Source organism: Achromobacter sp. UBA4530 (genome assembly GCF_002388205.1).
GTDB lineage: Bacteria > Pseudomonadota > Gammaproteobacteria > Burkholderiales > Burkholderiaceae_B > Achromobacter > Achromobacter animicus.
This window is the reverse complement of the sequence record NZ_DGMA01000028.1, coordinates 57,533-74,010: the sequence shown is the minus strand read 5'-3', so window position 1 is coordinate 74,010 and position 16,478 is coordinate 57,533. Positions and strand designations below refer to the sequence as shown.

Here is a 16,478-nt window from a genome sequence, read left to right as displayed (position 1 = left end):
GATTCATTCGGCAAACTTGTCGCGCAAGTACAGCGCCAGCGACAAATCATCCGACAGCCCCAGCTTGCGCATGGCGCGGCGCTTGTGGGTGCTGACTGTCTTCTTGCTGCGCACCAGCCTGCGGGCAATCTGCGTCACTGACAGGCCCTGCCTGATGTGGCGCAGCACCTCCACTTCCGACGTCGTTAGCAGCGCATGCGGCGCCGTCGGCTCCATGCTGCAGATCTGTCCGTCTTCGACCGTCAGGAACGGCGTGTTGGCCTCGACCACGCCGCGGATCATGTCCGGCAGCAGGACCAGACCCCATTGTTTTGCCAGGTAACCGGCGGCGCCGGCCCGAAAGGCGGCGTACTCGGTCTCTTGGCGATTGCCAGCCGAAAAGGTGATGACCGCCATGTTGGGGTGATAGCGGCGCACCCGCCGCAGGTAGTTGACGCCATCGAAGGGTTCCAGGGGCAGATAGAAGTCGATCAGCGCGACGTCGCACGGCTGCTTGGCCAGTTTCTCCAGCAAGGAGCGCGCGGAGGTCTCGCGGTGCACCACGTGAAACCCAGGGCGGCTTTCCAGAAAGGCGCCAATGCCCAGCGCGACGACGGGATGGTCGTCCAGGACCGCGACCCGGATCACCGGCGGCGGCCGCGACAGCAGCAGGTGCTTGCGGGCCTCTAAGCCGTCCGCCGGCGCGATAAGCGGGCCGTGAAGCGAGCCGCCGGTCATCTGGCTTGCAGTCTCTGAAACGCGATTCATCGTTGCTCCACGATCGGATGGGGGTCCAGGGCAATCCGCGCGGCCACGACGCGGCGGTCGCTGGCGCATTTCCGTGCGCGGCCCTGAAATTCGTGGGCAGATTACGTGTTCGGCGCGCGTTTGAGTTACCAAACGGGCCAAAATCAGACCGATCCGTCGGCACTAAACATCTCGCTGCGTCCCCGGTGCGCTCACTGCAATCCTCCGTGGCGTTTTCGCCACGGATAGCCCGCAAACGGTGCTACAATCGGCAACGATCCATGCAGCTATTTCAGCTGCATTTGTTTTGCTGCACCTTGATTCGCGCCCCGCAGTGCGCGCACCAACAGGCCCCAACATGTTTTTCCCGCCCGCACGAACTACGACCCGGAACTTTCGCCCCATGTCGCGTTAGTTTTTTCGTGCGTCGGGTTTCACCGTGTCAGGTCAGCGGTAGGACTCATCAAGACAATCAAATGAACGCGGCTACCAAGCCGCGTTTTTCGTTTCTGTTTTCGTTTTTCAGTTCCAAGAACCCCAGGAAGCACTCCCGATGGTACAGATCACATTGCCCGATGGTTCGCAGCGCCAATATCCGGAACCGGTAACGGTTGCCGAAGTGGCGCAATCGATCGGTACGGGCCTGGCGAAGGCTGCCCTGGGCGGCCGCGTGACGTTCGACGGCGCGGAATCCAAGCTCGTCGACACCAGTTTCCGCATCGCAGAAGACGCCCGTCTGGCCATCGTGACGGCCAAGGATGCGGACGGCCTGGATCTGATCCGCCACTCGACCGCCCACCTGCTGGCCTATGCCGTCAAGGAGCTCTTCCCTGATGCCCAGGTCACCATCGGCCCTGTGATCGACAACGGCTTCTACTACGACTTCTCGTACAAGCGCCCCTTCACGCCGGAAGATCTGGCCGCCATCGAAAAGAAGATGGCCGAACTGGCCAAGAAGGACGAAGTCGTCACGCGCGAAGAATGGTCCCGCGACGACGCCGTCGAATTCTTCAAGGGCATCGGCGAAAAGTACAAGGCGGAAATCATCGCCTCGATCCCGTCCAACGAGACGCTTAGCCTGTACCGTGAAGGCGACTTCATCGACCTGTGCCGCGGCCCGCACGTGCCGTCCACGGGCAAGCTCAAGGTCTTCAAGCTGATGAAGGTGGCAGGCGCCTACTGGCGCGGCGACAGCAAGAACGAGATGCTCCAGCGCATCTACGGCACCGCCTGGGCAACGAAAGAAGAGCAGGAAGCCTACCTGCACATGCTCGAAGAGGCCGAGCGCCGCGACCACCGCAAGATCGGCCGCGAACTTGACCTGTTCCACTTCCAGGACGAGGCCCCGGGCCTGATCTTCTGGCATCCCAAGGGCTGGGCCCTGTGGCAGCAGGTCGAGCAATACATGCGCAGCGTGTACCGCGACAACGGCTACCAGGAAGTCAAGGCGCCGCAGATCCTGGACATTTCGCTCTGGAAAAAGACCGGCCACTGGGACAACTACCGTGAAAACATGTTCACGACCGAGTCCGAAAACCGCGTCTATGGCCTCAAGCCCATGAACTGCCCGGGCCACGTGCAGATCTTCAACGCCGGCCTGCATTCCTACCGCGAACTGCCCCTGCGCTACGGCGAATTCGGCCAATGCCACCGCAACGAGCCCTCCGGTTCGCTGCACGGCATGATGCGCGTGCGCGGCTTCACGCAGGACGATGGCCACATTTTCTGTACCGAAGACCAGCTCCAGGACGAATGCGCCGATTTCACGGCGCTCTTGCAAAAGGTCTATCGCGACTTCGGCTTTACCGAAGTCCTGTACAAGGTCGCCACGCGTCCTGAAAAGCGGATCGGCACGGACGAAGTCTGGGATACGGCCGAAGCCGCCCTGATGGAAAGCCTGCGCCGCACGGGTTGCGAATTCGAAATCTCGCCGGGCGAGGGCGCCTTCTACGGTCCGAAGGTCGAATACACGCTCAAGGACGCCATCGGCCGTCACTGGCAGTGCGGCACGATCCAGGTCGATTTCTCCATGCCCGTGCGCCTGGGCGCCGAGTACGTGGACCAGAATGACCAGCGCCGCCCGCCGGTCATGCTGCACCGCGCGATCCTCGGTTCGCTCGAGCGCTTCATCGGCATGTTGATCGAAAACCACGCCGGCGCCATGCCGCCCTGGCTGGCGCCGGTGCAAGCAGTTGTATGCTGCATTTCCGAACCTTCGGCCGATTATGCTGCCGAAATCACGCAAAGCCTGAAAAAACAAGGCTTTAGAGTAGAGTCCGATTTGCGCGGTGAAAAAATCACTCGTAAAATTCGGGAACACAGCCTGCAAAAGGTGCCGTACATTCTTGTCGTCGGCGACAAGGAAAAGCAAAACGGCACTGTCGCGGTACGTGGATTGGGCGGCCTGGACCTTGGCGCCATCCCGTTCAACGACTTTGTGTCCCGGTTGTCCGAAGACGTCGCCACCCGTCGCGACGTCAATCAACCCGATAGCAGCGCTGCTTAACATTTCTAGGAGCTTTCAACATCGCCACTGAAAAAGCCAATCGCATCAACGGTGAAATCCGCGTCCCCGAGGTGCGCCTGATAGGTCTGGACGGAGAACAGCTGGGCATCGTCAAGATTGCCGACGCGTTCCGTCTTTCCGAGCAAAACGACGTGGATCTGGTGGAAATCGCGCCGAACGCCGAGCCGCCGGTCTGCCGTCTGATGGACTACGGCAAGTTCAAGTACCAAGAGCAAAAGCGCCAAGCCGAAGCCCGCTCCAAGCAGAAGGTCATCCAGGTCAAGGAAGTCAAATTCCGTCCGGCGACCGACGAGGGCGACTATCAGGTCAAGCTGCGCAACCTGCGCCGCTTCCTCGAAGAGGGCGACAAGGCCAAGGTGACGTTGCGTTTCCGTGGCCGCGAAATGGCTCACCAGGAACTTGGCATGCGCGTTCTCGAGCGCGTGCGCGACGACCTCCTGGAGCTTGCCCAGGTCGAAGCCATGCCCAAGCTCGAAGGCCGTCAGATGGTCATGGTGCTGGCGCCGAAGAAAAAGGCTGTGCCCGCAGGCAAGCCCGAATCGGCAGCCTGAGCGCCCGCCGTATCCGGTTCAGGCAAGGCCTAGCCTTGCATTCCTGCAACCCGCCGTGTCCGTCTCGTGACCGGCGGGTTCGCTTATTGGCCGGCTCTACGCTACGATGTCACAAAGCATAGCCGCCTTCCCAGCAGGGGAGGCGGCGTCCGTTCAGGGTGTCGCGATGCACGTTTTGTTCGTTTTGGATCCCTTGCCGCTGCTCAAGGCGTACAAGGATAGTTCGGTCGCCATGATGCGTGCCCTCGTGGCGCGCGGGCACACGCTCAGCGTGGCCATGCAGGGCGACCTCTACATCGAGGCGGGCGTCGTCAAGGCGCAGACCACCCCGATCGAGCTGGTCGCCGATGCCGACCTGCACGGCCACGACTGGTGGCGCGATTCCGCCTCCCAGGATCTGCCACTGGCGGATTTTGGCGCGGTCGTGATGCGCAAGGACCCCCCGTTCGACATGGAATACGTGTATTCCACGCACCTGCTCGAATACGCCGAGGCGCAGGGCGCCTGCGTGTTCAACGGCGGCGCGGCCATCCGGAACCACCCGGAAAAGCTGGCGATCACCGAAATCAGCGAGTTCACCGCGCCCACGCTGGTCACTCGCAACATGGCCCGTCTCAAGGCGTTCCATGACAAGCACCAGGACGTCATCGTCAAGCCGCTGGACGGCATGGGCGGCACGGGCGTGTTTCGCCTGCAGCCCAAGGATCCCAACCTGAACGCCATCCTGGAAACGCTCACCGACAACGGCGCGCGCACCATCATGGCGCAGCGTTTCATCCCTGACATCGTCAAGGGCGACAAGCGCATTCTGCTGATCGGCGGCGAACCCGTGCCGTATTCCCTGGCCCGCATCCCCCTGGCCGGCGAAACGCGCGGCAACCTGGCCGCCGGCGGCCGTGGCGTCGCGCAGGAACTGTCTGCCCGTGACCGCGAAATCGCCGAAGCCGTGGCGCCCAAGCTGGCCGCCCGCGGTCTGCTGCTGGTCGGCCTGGACGTCATTGGCGACTTCGTTACCGAAGTCAACGTCACCAGCCCCACCTGTTTCGTGGAAATCGCCGAACAGACCGGCTTCGACGTGGCCGGCATGTTCGTGCAGGCGCTCGAAAAGGCCGTGGCGGCCAAGGCTGCCAGCGCCGCCTCCGTCGCTGCCTGATTTTTCGGAACCGACATGACCACGGGTATTGTGATCGTCGTGCACGCGCCTCTGGGCGCGGCAATGCGCGAATGCGCGAGCCACGTCATGGGCGATCTGGACGGCATGCTGGCAATTCATGACATCCTGCCTGAAGACCTGCCGGATGACCTGGCGCCGGATGTCCTGAAAGACATCCTCGAGCAGGACCACGGCGCGGGCGTCCTGGTGCTGACCGACCTGATCGGCGCCACGCCCGCCAACATCTCCAAGCGCGCGGTCGCCGATGCGCAGGCACAGGGCATCCAGTGCTGTGTGCTCGCGGGTCTCAACACGCCGATGCTGCTGCGCGCGTTGACCTACCGCAACCTGCCGCTGGCCGAAACCCGCGAAAAGGCGCTTGCCGGCGGGGTGCAGGGCGTCTTGCGGGTAGACTGACGGGCGGAAAATTGCCCTATTATGTCGGCTATTATTTCAAGCCGACGATCGGTACGACGATTGGCTGCGATCAACACTGCGGCATAGCCCGCGGTCACCACCTTTCCTATGCCTAATACTGACATTGTCATCAGCAACAAACTGGGATTGCACGCCAGGGCCGCCGCCAAGCTGACGCAGCTGGCCAGCAAGTTTTCCAGCGAGATCTTCATTTCGCGCGGTGCGCAACGCGTGAACGCCAAGAGCATCATGGGCGTCATGATGCTGGCAGCCGGACTGGGCGTCACCGTCAAGCTGGAGGCCTCCGGCAGCGATGCCGAGCAAGCGCTTTCCGAAATCGAAACTCTGTTCGACAGCAAATTCGGTGAGCAGGAATAGACCCTCTCCTGAAGCAACCGGCCCGGCTCGGGCCGGTTCGCCCGTAGCGGCAACCGGCGTGCCCACGACCGGCGCGCCCGCGACCAGCGCACCCCAAGGGGCTGGTTCTGCCGGCCCCGTTGTGTGTCTCTACGGCAAGGGTGTCGCCAAGGGCTACGCCATCGGCCGCGCCGTCGTCATGGGGGCTGCGGCCCTTGAAGTCGCGCACTACCGGATTTCGCCGGAAGACGTGCCCGCTGAAAGCGCCCGCCTGACCGAGGCCCTGGCGTCAGCCCAGCAGGAACTGCTGCAACTGGCTGACACGCTGCCGGCCGACGCGCCGCGCGAGCTGGGCGCGATGCTCAACGTACACAGTCTGCTACTAGGCGATCCGCTCCTGGCCGAACAGACGCTCGCCCTGATCGCCGAGCGCCATTACAACGCCGAATGGGCGCTGACGACGCAGGGCCAGATTCTGGGCCAGCAGTTCGACGCCATGGAAGACGAATACCTGCGCGAGCGCGGGGCGGATGTGCGCCAGGTGATCGAGCGCGTGCTGCACGTGCTGGCCGGCACGTCGGCGATCCTGCCCGACATGTCCCACATGGGCGGCGATGACGCCCTCGTCGTGGTGGCGCACGATATCTCGCCCGCCGATATGCTGCGCTTGCGCGGCGGACGTTTTGCCGCCTTTGTCACCGACCTGGGCGGACCGACCTCACACACCGCGATCGTGGCGCGCAGCATGGGCGTGCCCGCGGTGGTGGCAATGGGCAATGTGCGCGAACTGGTCCGCGACGGCGACATGCTGATCATCGACGGCTCGGTTGGCGTCGTGGTGGTCAATCCGTCCGAACGCATCCTCCAGGAATACCGCCGCCGCCAGGCCGCCTACGCCGACGAGCGCGCCGAACTCAGCCTCCTGCGCGACGAACCGTCCGTCACCCTGGATGGCATCGACATCGTGCTGCACGCCAATATCGAGCTGCCGGACGAGGCCGCGCTGGCGCTGGCTTCCGGCGCGCACGGCATCGGACTCTTCCGCAGCGAATTCCTCTTCATGGGCCGGCCCGATCTGCCCGGCGAAGAAGAGCAGTACGAGGCCTATGCTTCGGTCGTCAAGGTGATGGCCGGCCGTCCGGTCACGATCCGCACGCTGGACATCGGCTCTGACAAGACGCTGGACGGCGAGGCCACCGTGGCCACCAATCCCGCCCTGGGGCAGCGTGCTATCCGCTACTGCCTGGCGCGCCCCGAGATGTTCGCGACTCAGTTGCGGGCCATCCTGAGGGCCTCCGCCCACGGACCGGTGCGCTTGCTGATCCCGATGATCGCGCATATGCACGAGGTCGTCGCGACCAAGGCCGCCATCGAGGCCGCCCGGCGCGAACTCGATGCCCGTGGCCAGGCCTACGCGCCGCACATGGAGGTGGGCGCGATGGTTGAAGTACCCGCCATCGCCATCGCCATCGAACCCTTTGCCCAGGCGCTGGACTTCCTGTCCATCGGCACCAACGACCTGATCCAGTACACGCTTGCCATCGACCGCGGCGACCACGACGTGGCGTCGCTTTACGATCCGCTGCACCCGGCGGTGCTGCGCCTGGTCGCCAACACCATCAATGCCGGCGAGCGCGCGGGCAAGCCGGTGGCCGTCTGCGGTGAGATGGCAGGCGATTCGCGCATGACCCGCCTGCTGCTCGGGCTGGGTCTGACCGAGTTCTCCATGCACCCGCAGCAGCTGCTGGACGTCAAGCGTGAGGTCCGCCGGGCGCACTCCAATGCGCTTCGCATCAAGGTGGCGTCGGCGCTGAACCGCGCCTTGCCCGTCGACCTGGACGCGCTCGGCCCGGTCTGATCTGACACCTTCCCAAGCAAGCTGGCAAAAAAGAGCCCTTCATGTTGAAGGGCTCTTTCATTTTTCGATCCGCCCCGCCGCGGGTCGCGGCGGGAGCATCGCAGCAGCTTAGCTGTGATACGCGGATTCGCCGTGGCTGGTGACGTCCAGGCCTTCGCGCTCCTGGTCTTCCGGCACACGCAGGCCGCACAGGGCATTGGCGATCTTGTAGGCAATCCATGCCACCACGCCGGACCAGACGATGGTCAGCAGCACGCCTTCCAGCTGGACCCACAGTTGGTGAGCAATCATGGAGGGCTCGGCCAGGCCGGGGCCGCCGAAGACCTGCGCATTGAACACGCCGGTGAGCAGGGCGCCCACAATGCCGCCCACGCCGTGGATGCCGAACACGTCCAGCGCATCGTCGGCACGCAGCATGCGCTTCAGGCCGTTCACGCCCCAGACGCAGACCACGCCGGCAACCACGCCGATGATCAGGGCGCCCACCGGACCGACCAGGCCCGCGGCCGGGGTGATGCCGACCAGGCCGGCGACGGCACCCGAAGCGGCGCCCAGCATCGAGGGCTTGCCCTTGATGGCCCATTCCGTGAACAACCAGGCCAGGACGGCGCCCGCCGTGGCGATCATGGTGTTGAAGAAGGCCAGGGTGGCGTTTTCGTTGGCGGCCAGGGCCGAACCTGCGTTGAAGCCGAACCAGCCCACCCACAGCAGGGCGGCGCCCACGAAGGTCATCGGCAGGTTGTGCGGCTGCATGGCTTCACGGCCATAGCCCACGCGCTTGCCAACCACATAGGCGCCCACCAGACCGGCCACGCCGGCGTTGATGTGCACCACGGTGCCGCCGGCAAAGTCCAACGCGCCTTGTGCGTTCAAGAGGCCGGGCGCCGTTTCAGAGGCGAACCACACCATGTGCGCGATGGGGATGTAGGCGAACGTGAACCAGATCACCGTGAACACCAGCACGGCCGAAAACCGGGCGCGTTCGGCAAAGCTGCCGACCACCAGGGCGCAGGTGATGCCAGCGAACGTGGCCTGGAACGAGGCAAACAGCAGCTCGGTCAGGGAGTTCGACATGGCGTACGTGCCGTCGGCGGGATTGAACATGCCAGAGAAGAAAGCGCGCGAGAGGCCGCCGAAGAAGGCATTGCCCTCGGTGAACGCCAGGGAATATCCATAGATGAACCAGAGAACCAGGCCCAGCACGAACGTGCACAACACTTGCAGCAAGACGGACAGCACGTTTTTGCTGCGCACCAGGCCGGCGTAGAACATGGCCAGGCCGGGTACGGCCATCATCAATACAAGCAGGGTAGAGACGAGCAACCAGGAAATATCTGCTTTATCCATTTTCAGGCTCCATTGAGTCTTTATTTATTTACAGCGCAGCTTCGCCGGCTTCGCCAGTTCTGATACGGATGACTTGTTCAAGGGGGGCGGCAAAAATCTTGCCGTCGCCGATCTTGCCGGTGCGGGCGGCTTGTTCGATCGCTTCGATGACCTGGTCCACAAGGTGGTCGGGCACGGCGGCCTCGACGCGCAGCTTTGGCAGGAAGTCAACGGCGTATTCCGCGCCACGATAAAGTTCGGTGTGGCCTTTCTGGCGGCCAAAGCCTTTGACTTCGGTGACGGTCAGGCCCTGGACCCCGATTCCGGATAGAGCCACCCGCACTTCGTCGAGCTTGAAGGGCTTGATGATGGCGATGATGAGTTTCATGGCATTTCCTCTCTTGGTTGCACGCTCCGTGGTTAAAGCAATATCCATGCCATGTTGGCCAGCGCTGGCGATGCCCGGGAACGGCGCAAAAGTTGTGCAAAACGGCACCGTTGTGGTGCGCGATGCACCGCAGGCCGGCCTCAATTTGGTGCGCAACAACGCGTAGCAGTCACATGCAACCACATGTGATCCGCAACAGGGATTTGTAGCCATTTAATGCGAGCGCTTGGGGTGCGGTCACGTGTCGGCGCTCGTGCGTGGTCGCGTCAATAGAACGTGTCGTCCGGCGCTCAGCCTTGCGGGCTGCGGTTCTTTGCCCGCCGACGGCCTTTCAATTCCAGTTGGAATTCGTTTGGACCCGTCCAAATTGGGGCGCGACCGTGATACGAGGGTTTACACGGGTCGGCTTGTTGACCGGTGTGGGCTCGAGTTGAATCGGACTCAGGACGTGCATCCGCCATATGGACGATGCACTGCGCGGTCGGATAGACCGGCGGCAAGGTTAGTGGTGTTGGTAGGGGGTTGCCGTCAGGCAGCCCGGTTTTCTCCTGTGCTTTGAAGGGCGGTCACCGCATGCGGCCCGCCCTTTTTTTTGCGGCGGCGCAACCGGCCCCGCCTGAAACAATCTGGCCGACGCACTACACTTGAGCCATCAAGAACATCGAGAGGCCCATATGAACAATCGCACCCAGTGGATGGAAGACCTTCAGAAGAACATTTCCGACCTGATCGCGCGCAGCCCCGCGGCGGACGTCGAGCGCAATGTGCGCGCCATGATGACGCAGGCGTTTTCCAAGCTGGATCTGGTCACCCGCGAAGAGTTCGACGTGCAGGCCGACTTGCTCGCACGTACGCGCGCCCGGGTCGATCAGCTGGCCGCCCAGGTGCAGCAGATGGAACAGCGCCTGACGGGTCTGGACAAGGGTCCGGCGACGGGCCTGGACAAGTAAGTAAGTAAGCAAGCGCCGCGCACCCGCTACGCGCGGGTCCAGCGCGAGATCGTTTTGTCACGGCCGCTCTCCGCGGCCGTTTGTTTTTGCGGATACTGGCGTCCCGAACTCATCCGGAGACCCCCGTGACGCTTGCCGTACTCGCCAGCAGGGCCCTCAGCGGCATGCACGCCCATGCGGTCCGCGTCGAAACACACCTCGGCCCCGGCTTGCCGGGATTCAACGTGGTCGGGCTGGTTGATACCGAGGTCCGGGAAAGCCGCGAGCGGGTCAGGGCCGCCATCATCAACAGCGGCTTCGAGTTTCCGGCGGGGCGCATCACCGTCAATCTGTCGCCGGCAGACATGCCCAAGGAGTCCGGCCGCTTCGATCTGCCGATCGCGCTGGGCGTGCTGCTAGCGTCCGGTCAATTGGCCGCGCCTGCGCAAGATGGCGCGCAGGCGGGGCGGCAGCGGGGCGGACGTTCCGGTGGGGATTCGGGTGAACAGTCCGTAGACCGCTGCGCCGGCCACTCCGGCGAACTTCCTGGCGAACTTCCCGGCGAGCATCCCGGCAAAGATCCCGACGGCACTTCCAACGAACCTGCCGGCGACAGCCTCGGCGCACATGCCGCGGGACCTGCCGGCGAGCGTCACGCAGATCAGCCTCGTGCGCCCGATCCCGCGCTCTCCCGCCTGGTGCTCGCCGGCGAACTGTCCCTCACCGGCGCGCTCGTGCCGGTCGCCGCGCCGCTGGTGATCGCCTTGAGCGTCGCCCGCGACGCGCCCGATGCCACGCTGATCCTGCCGGCAGGCAGCGCCGAGCAGGCCGCCTGGGTCCCGGGGTTGCGCGTCCTGTCGGCGCGTTGCCTGGCGGACGTGGCGGCCCATGCTGCGGGCGCGTCGCTGCTGCCCGATGCCGTGCCCGCACCGTGGCCTCCGGTTGCGCCCGTCCCGTGCCTGTCCGACGTGCGCGGCCAGCCTGGCGCCCGGCGTGCGCTGGAAGTCGCGGCGGCAGGCGGGCACAGCCTGCTGATGCTGGGGCCGCCCGGCGCGGGCAAGAGCATGCTGGCCGCGCGCCTGCCGGGCCTGCTGCCGCCGCTCGAGCGGAGCCAGGCGCTGGAAGCGGCGGCCGTGGCGGCAATGGCCGGCATGCCCGACGCGCTGACCGGCCAGCCGCCTTTCCGGTCGCCGCATCATTCGGCGTCGGTGGCGGCGCTGGTGGGTGGGGGCGGGCGGCCGCGTCCCGGCGAAATCAGCCTGGCGCATCACGGCGTCCTCTTCCTGGACGAACTGCCCGAGTTCAGCCGCCGCTCGCTCGAGGCGCTGCGAGAGCCCCTGGAAGCGGGTAGGGTGGTCATCTCCCGGGCGCTGCACGCGGCGCAGTTTCCCGCGCGTTTTCAGCTCGTCGCGGCGATGAATCCGTGTCCTTGCGGCTGGCGGGGCCATCCGGCGCGGGCGTGCACCTGCACGCCGGATCAGGTGGCGCGCTACGCGGGCAAAATCTCGGGGCCGCTGCTTGACCGGATCGACCTGCATGTTGCCCTTCCTCCCTCCGATCCCGCCTGGATGACCGCGCCGCCGGGCGAAGCGTCCCAGGCTGTCCGGGAGCGCGTCGTCCGTTGCCGCGAGCGTCAGCTTGCCCGGCAGGGCAAGATCAACGCCGCGCTGGCCGGGGCCGAGCTGGACGAGTTTTGCGTCATGGACGCCGACGCGCAGGCGCTGTTGCATCAAGCCATGCGGCGCCTGACTGGCTCCGCCCGGGCCATGCACCGGGCGCTCCGTGTGGCCCGCACGATCGCGGACCTGGACGGCCAGGCCGTGCTCGCGGCCAGTCACGTCGCCCAGGCGGTGCAGTACCGGCGAACAGCCGTATGATCCCGGCCTCCTGTCCCCGTTGTTCGCGGAGCACTCTCCGACTCGACAAAGTCCAGGAAATCACCATATAATCAAAGGCTTTTCCGGATGTGGGTAGCTATTTGTCCGCCTTCGGGAAAGATCCGCGAATCAACGTTGCAGTTCAAAAATCGTTGGTTGCGACCCCCAGAAGTGGCAACAGGTCTACAAGTTTTGGCGTCTTTGGCGTCAAGCACCTGGCGTCATGTAAATCAACAATGCGTGTTTTAGTTTAGGGAATCATCATGCCCAAGATGAAAACCAAGAAAAGCGCTTCCAAGCGCTTTAAGGTGCGCGGCAGCGGCTCCATCAAGCGTGGTCAGGCGTTCAAGCGTCACATCCTGACCAAGAAGACCACCAAGGCCAAGCGTCAACTGCGCGGCTCTGCAGCGGTTCATGACTCCAACGTGGCCTCCGTCAAGGCCATGATGCCTTTCGCTTGATCTAAGGGAGATCTACTATGCCTCGCGTCAAACGCGGCGTAACTGCCCGCGCACGTCACAAGAAAGTCATTGCCGCCGCCAAGGGTTACCGTGGCCGCCGCGGTAATGTGTTCCGTATTGCCAAGCAAGCAGTCATGCGCGCTGGCCAATACGCCTACCGCGACCGTCGTAACAAGAAGCGCACGTTCCGCGCTCTGTGGATCACGCGTATCAACGCGGCCGTCCGCGAGCATGGCGTCAGCTACAGCGTGTTCATCGCTGGCCTGAAGAAGGCTTCGATCGAACTCGACCGTAAGGTCCTGGCCGATCTGGCCGTGCGCGACAAGGCCGGCTTTGCCGCCATCGTGCAGCAAGCCAAGGCTGCCTTGGCTGCCTGATCGCGCGCTTTAACTCATCGCGCATCGCTGCAAACGGGGCTGTAATAGCCCCGTTTGCGTTTTGAAGGCTGGATTTCATGACTCGATTGGTTGACGACCTGGTAGACCAGGCGCAAGAACGGTTCGCCGCGGCCTCGGACGCCGCCGCACTTGAGAACGCAAAAGCTCGCTTCCTGGGCAAGGAAGGCGCCTTGACGGTGCTGCTCAAAGGCCTGGGCAAGCTCGATCCCGAGCAAAAGCGAGAAGCGGGCGCGCGAATCAACCAGGCCAAGCAGAAGATCGAAGAGCTTCTGAACTCGCGCCGCGCCGAACTGGCGCAGGCGGAGCTGGATGCCCGTCTGGCATCCGAAACCATTGACGTCACCCTGCCGGGCCGCGGTCGCGCGCCGGGCGGCATCCATCCGGTGATCCGGACCTGGGAACGTGTGGAAGAGATCTTCCGTTCCATTGGCTTCGACGTGGCCGACGGCCCCGAAGTGGAAAACGACTGGACCAATTTCACCGCTTTGAACAACCCGCTGGACCATCCGGCGCGTTCCATGCAGGACACGTTCTACGTCGACATGAACGACGCGGACGGCCTGCCGCTGCTGCTGCGCACGCACACCAGCCCCATGCAGGTGCGTTACGCCCGCATGAACAAGCCGCCCATCAAGGTCATCGCGCCGGGGCGCACCTACCGCGTCGACAGCGACGCCACGCACTCGCCCATGTTCCACCAGGTGGAAGGGCTCTGGATCGCCGAGGACATCTCGTTTGCCGACCTGAAGGGCGTGTACACCGATTTCCTGCGTTGCTTCTTTGAAAGCGACGATCTGGTCGTGCGTTTCCGTCCGTCGTTCTTCCCGTTCACGGAACCGTCCGCCGAGATCGACATGATGTTCACCTCGGGTCCCAACCGCGGCCGCTGGCTCGAAATCTCCGGATCCGGCCAGGTGCATCCGCAGGTGGTGCGCAACTTCGGGCTGGATCCCGAGCGCTACATCGGCTTTGCCTTCGGCTCCGGGCTCGAGCGCCTGACCATGTTGCGCTACGGCGTCAACGATCTGCGCCAGTTCTACGAAGGCGATTTGCGCTTCCTGCGCCAGTTCAACGAATAACAGACGGCTGATCATGCAATTTCCCGAATCCTGGCTGCGTACGCTGGTCAATCCTCCGATCGCAACCGATGAACTCGCGCACCGGCTCACGATGGCCGGCCTGGAAGTCGAAGAAACCGAGCCCGCTGCACCGGCATTCACCGGCGTGGTCGTCGCGCACATCGTCGAGATCGCGCCGCACCCTGACGCCGACAAGCTGCGCGTCTGCCAGGTCGACGACGGCTCCGGCGAACGCCTGCAGATCGTCTGCGGCGCACCCAACGCTGCTGCCGGCCTGAAAGTGCCGCTCGCCCGCGTGGGCGCAGAACTGCCCGGCGGCATGAAGATCGGCGTCGCCAAGATGCGCGGCGTGCAGTCCTCCGGCATGCTGTGCTCGGCCCGCGAACTGGGTCTGTCGCAAGACCATGCGGGGCTCCTCGAGCTGCCCGCCGACATGGTCCCCGGCCAATCCATCCGTGAAGCGCTGGATCTGGACGACACGCTGTTCACGCTCAAGCTGACGCCCAACCGCGCCGACTGCCTGTCGATCCTGGGCGTGGCGCGTGAAGTGGCCGCGTTGACCGGAGCGCCGCTGTCGGTGCCCACCGCGGCCGCCGTGCCCGTCACGCTCGACGAGCGCCTGCCCGTCAAGATCGAGGCGCCCGACCTCTGCGGCCGTTTCGGCGGCCGCGTCATCCGCGGCGTGAACGCCCGCGCGGCGACGCCCGAATGGATGAAGACGCGCCTCGAGCGCGCCGGCCAACGCTCGCTGTCCGCGTTGGTCGATATCTCGAACTACGTCATGCTCGAACTGGGCCGTCCGTCGCACGTTTTCGATCTGGACAAGATCGGCGGCGACATCGCCGTGCGCTGGGCGCGTGAAGGCGAAACGCTGGAACTGCTGAACGGCCAGACCGTGACGCTGGACCCGAAGGTTGGTGTGGTCGTCGCTGGCGAGCAGGTCGAAAGCCTGGCCGGCATCATGGGCGGCGAAGCCACCTCGGTGACGCTCGACACGCAGAACATCTATCTCGAAGCCGCGTTCTGGTGGCCGCAAGCCATTGCCGGCCGCGCGCGCCGCTTCAAGTTCAGCTCCGAAGCCAGCCACCGCTTCGAACGCGGCGTCGACTACGCCAGCATTCCCGAGCACATTGAATTCATCACCCGCCTCATCGTCGACATCTGCGGCGGTCAGGTCGGCCCCATCGACGACCAGATCGTCAATCTGCCCCAGCGTCCGCCGGTGCGCATGCGCCTGGCGCGCTGCCATCGCGTGCTGGGCGTGCCGGTCACACGCGAGCAGGTCGCTACGATTTTCGGCAGCCTGGGCCTGGACTACTCGGTCGAAGGCGACGACTTCATCGTCAACCCGCCGTCGTTCCGTTTCGATCTGGAAATCGAAGAAGACCTGATCGAGGAAGTGGCTCGCATCTATGGCTTCGAAAGCATTCCCGACGTGCCGCCGATGGCGCGCGCCAAGATGTTTTCACAGCCCGAAGTGCGCCGCGGCGCGCATGCGCTGCGCCGTCTGACGGCTGCCCAGGACTACCAGGAAGTCGTGAACTACAGCTTCGTCGAAGCCGACTGGGAACGCGATTTCGCGGGCAACGACAACCCCGTGCGCCTCGTGAACCCGATCGCCAGCCATCTGTCGGTCATGCGTTCCAGCCTGATCGGCGGTCTGGTCGCCAACATCCGTCACAACGCCAACCGCAAGCAGTCGCGCGTGCGCCTGTTCGAACTGGGCCGCGTGTTTTTCCGCGATGCCTCGGCCGAAGACGGTCCGCTGCAAGTGGCCGGCGTGCGCCAGCCCATGAAGCTCGCGGGTGCCGCATGGGGCCCGGCAGTGGAAGAGCAGTGGGGCGTACCCACGCGCCACGTCGATTTCTTCGACGTGAAGATGGACGTCGAGTCGCTGTTCGGCGCCCGCGGCCGCCGCCTGCGTTTCGAGGCAGCGGCGCATCCTGCCCTGCATCCCGGCCGTGGCGCGCGCGTCATGCTGGACGGCAAGCAGGTCGGCTGGATCGGCGAACTGCATCCGCGCTGGGCGCAGCAGGCAGACCTGGCGCATGCGCCGGTGGTGTTTGAACTGGACGTGGACGCATTGTCCGAAGGCGAACTGCCGCAGGTGCGCGAGCTCTCGCGTCAGCCCGTCGTCGTGCGCGACCTGGCGCTGTGGGTCGACGAGGACGTGACGGTACAGTCCATGCTCGACACCGTTGCCGCTGCCGTCAAGGCCGACGCGCAACTGGCCGTCGTGCAGGATGCGCGCGTGTTCGACGTGTGGCGTGACAAGGCGCAAGGCAGCGAACCCGTCGCCGAGAAAAGCCTTGCGTTCCGTTTCTGGCTACAGGACACTGAGGTCACTTTGGACGAAGCCCGCGTGGCGGATTGCCTTGCGCGCATCAAGGAAGCCCTGGTTGCCGCGCACGGCGCGCGCCAACGTGGCTGA

General features: G+C 64.5%; 16 protein-coding genes. 13 read left to right on the top strand and 3 right to left on the bottom strand.

Annotated features, from left to right (window positions below):
• Positions 1-3 precede the first annotated feature (3 nt).
• Entirely contained in the window at positions 4-717 is a 714-nt protein-coding gene (locus B2W22_RS20470) for a response regulator transcription factor (protein WP_175124188.1), read from the bottom strand.
• Positions 718-1,279: 562 nt separating this feature from the next.
• Between B2W22_RS20470 and thrS the strand changes: the two genes are divergently transcribed.
• The 6 genes from thrS to ptsP all read left to right on the top strand — a co-directional run bounded on the left by thrS (position 1,280) and on the right by ptsP (position 7,589).
• Positions 1,280-3,232 carry a threonine--tRNA ligase gene (gene thrS, locus B2W22_RS20465; RefSeq protein WP_175124019.1) on the top strand — a complete coding sequence of 651 codons (1,953 nt, stop codon included), beginning with the start codon at positions 1,280-1,282 and terminating at the stop codon, positions 3,230-3,232.
• 20 nt (positions 3,233-3,252) lie between these two features.
• Entirely contained in the window at positions 3,253-3,804 is a 552-nt protein-coding gene (gene infC / locus B2W22_RS20460) for a translation initiation factor IF-3 (RefSeq protein ID WP_076812461.1), read from the top strand.
• A 166-nt stretch (positions 3,805-3,970) separates the two neighbouring features.
• Positions 3,971-4,957 carry a glutathione synthase gene (gene gshB / locus B2W22_RS20455; RefSeq protein WP_175124020.1) on the top strand — a complete coding sequence of 329 codons (987 nt, stop codon included), beginning with the start codon at positions 3,971-3,973 and terminating at the stop codon, positions 4,955-4,957.
• A 15-nt stretch (positions 4,958-4,972) separates the two neighbouring features.
• Positions 4,973-5,374 (top strand): PTS sugar transporter subunit IIA, encoded by a 402-nt coding sequence (locus B2W22_RS20450; protein WP_056569684.1) that lies wholly within the window; start codon positions 4,973-4,975, stop codon positions 5,372-5,374.
• 108 nt (positions 5,375-5,482) lie between these two features.
• Entirely contained in the window at positions 5,483-5,752 is a 270-nt protein-coding gene (locus B2W22_RS20445; RefSeq protein WP_006387993.1) for an HPr family phosphocarrier protein, read from the top strand.
• Positions 5,688-7,589 carry a phosphoenolpyruvate--protein phosphotransferase gene (gene ptsP, locus B2W22_RS20440; protein WP_414631250.1) on the top strand — a complete coding sequence of 634 codons (1,902 nt, stop codon included), beginning with the start codon at positions 5,688-5,690 and terminating at the stop codon, positions 7,587-7,589. The genes B2W22_RS20445 and ptsP overlap by 65 nt, the downstream gene beginning before the upstream one ends.
• Positions 7,590-7,697: 108 nt before the next feature.
• Here the strand turns inward: ptsP and amt are convergent, their stop codons facing one another.
• Together amt and B2W22_RS20430 are read right to left on the bottom strand one after the other, a co-directional pair.
• Positions 7,698-8,936, bottom strand: a complete 1,239-nt coding sequence (gene amt / locus B2W22_RS20435) for an ammonium transporter (RefSeq protein ID WP_175124021.1) — start codon at positions 8,934-8,936, stop codon at positions 7,698-7,700.
• A 28-nt stretch (positions 8,937-8,964) separates the two neighbouring features.
• Positions 8,965-9,303: a P-II family nitrogen regulator gene (locus B2W22_RS20430; protein ID WP_006218735.1), complete on the bottom strand. Its 339-nt coding sequence runs from the start codon at positions 9,301-9,303 to the stop codon at positions 8,965-8,967.
• Between B2W22_RS20430 and B2W22_RS20425 the strand changes: the two genes are divergently transcribed.
• From B2W22_RS20425 to pheT, 7 genes are all read left to right on the top strand, one after another.
• Positions 9,302-9,469: a hypothetical protein gene (locus tag B2W22_RS20425; RefSeq protein ID WP_175138546.1), complete on the top strand. Its 168-nt coding sequence runs from the start codon at positions 9,302-9,304 to the stop codon at positions 9,467-9,469. The genes B2W22_RS20430 and B2W22_RS20425 overlap by 2 nt on opposite strands.
• 508 nt (positions 9,470-9,977) lie before the next feature.
• Complete coding sequence (locus B2W22_RS20420; RefSeq protein WP_056315890.1) at positions 9,978-10,253, top strand: accessory factor UbiK family protein; 276 nt, start codon at positions 9,978-9,980, stop codon at positions 10,251-10,253.
• A 125-nt stretch (positions 10,254-10,378) separates the two neighbouring features.
• Positions 10,379-12,109 (top strand): YifB family Mg chelatase-like AAA ATPase, encoded by a 1,731-nt coding sequence (locus tag B2W22_RS20415; RefSeq protein WP_286939366.1) that lies wholly within the window; start codon positions 10,379-10,381, stop codon positions 12,107-12,109.
• A 263-nt stretch (positions 12,110-12,372) separates the two neighbouring features.
• A complete protein-coding gene (gene rpmI / locus B2W22_RS20410) occupies positions 12,373-12,570 on the top strand; it encodes a 50S ribosomal protein L35 (protein WP_008159912.1) in 198 nt (65 codons plus the stop codon).
• 17 nt (positions 12,571-12,587) lie between these two features.
• Positions 12,588-12,947, top strand: a complete 360-nt coding sequence (gene rplT / locus B2W22_RS20405) for a 50S ribosomal protein L20 (protein WP_006218741.1) — start codon at positions 12,588-12,590, stop codon at positions 12,945-12,947.
• Positions 12,948-13,024: 77 nt separating this feature from the next.
• Positions 13,025-14,047: a phenylalanine--tRNA ligase subunit alpha gene (gene pheS, locus B2W22_RS20400; protein WP_175124022.1), complete on the top strand. Its 1,023-nt coding sequence runs from the start codon at positions 13,025-13,027 to the stop codon at positions 14,045-14,047.
• A gap of 13 nt (positions 14,048-14,060) precedes the next feature.
• On the top strand, positions 14,061-16,478 hold the full coding sequence (pheT, locus tag B2W22_RS20395) for a phenylalanine--tRNA ligase subunit beta (protein ID WP_286939365.1): 2,418 nt from the start codon (positions 14,061-14,063) through the stop codon (positions 16,476-16,478).

What these genes read in the sequence shown, in the direction of transcription:
- B2W22_RS20470 (WP_175124188.1), bottom strand. Translation starts at nt 717, where the DNA reads ATGACCGGCGGCTCGCTTCACGGCCCGCTTATCGCGCCGGCGGACGGC.
- thrS (WP_175124019.1), top strand. Translation starts at nt 1,280, where the DNA reads ATGGTACAGATCACATTGCCCGATGGTTCGCAGCGCCAATATCCGGAA.
- gshB (WP_175124020.1), top strand. Translation starts at nt 3,971, where the DNA reads ATGCACGTTTTGTTCGTTTTGGATCCCTTGCCGCTGCTCAAGGCGTAC.
- B2W22_RS20450 (WP_056569684.1), top strand. Translation starts at nt 4,973, where the DNA reads ATGACCACGGGTATTGTGATCGTCGTGCACGCGCCTCTGGGCGCGGCA.
- B2W22_RS20445 (WP_006387993.1), top strand. Translation starts at nt 5,483, where the DNA reads ATGCCTAATACTGACATTGTCATCAGCAACAAACTGGGATTGCACGCC.
- ptsP (WP_414631250.1), top strand. Translation starts at nt 5,688, where the DNA reads ATGCCGAGCAAGCGCTTTCCGAAATCGAAACTCTGTTCGACAGCAAAT.
- amt (WP_175124021.1), bottom strand. Translation starts at nt 8,936, where the DNA reads ATGGATAAAGCAGATATTTCCTGGTTGCTCGTCTCTACCCTGCTTGTA.
- B2W22_RS20425 (WP_175138546.1), top strand. Translation starts at nt 9,302, where the DNA reads ATGGCATTTCCTCTCTTGGTTGCACGCTCCGTGGTTAAAGCAATATCC.
- B2W22_RS20430 (WP_006218735.1), bottom strand. Translation starts at nt 9,303, where the DNA reads ATGAAACTCATCATCGCCATCATCAAGCCCTTCAAGCTCGACGAAGTG.
- B2W22_RS20420 (WP_056315890.1), top strand. Translation starts at nt 9,978, where the DNA reads ATGAACAATCGCACCCAGTGGATGGAAGACCTTCAGAAGAACATTTCC.
- rpmI (WP_008159912.1), top strand. Translation starts at nt 12,373, where the DNA reads ATGCCCAAGATGAAAACCAAGAAAAGCGCTTCCAAGCGCTTTAAGGTG.
- rplT (WP_006218741.1), top strand. Translation starts at nt 12,588, where the DNA reads ATGCCTCGCGTCAAACGCGGCGTAACTGCCCGCGCACGTCACAAGAAA.
- pheS (WP_175124022.1), top strand. Translation starts at nt 13,025, where the DNA reads ATGACTCGATTGGTTGACGACCTGGTAGACCAGGCGCAAGAACGGTTC.
- pheT (WP_286939365.1), top strand. Translation starts at nt 14,061, where the DNA reads ATGCAATTTCCCGAATCCTGGCTGCGTACGCTGGTCAATCCTCCGATC.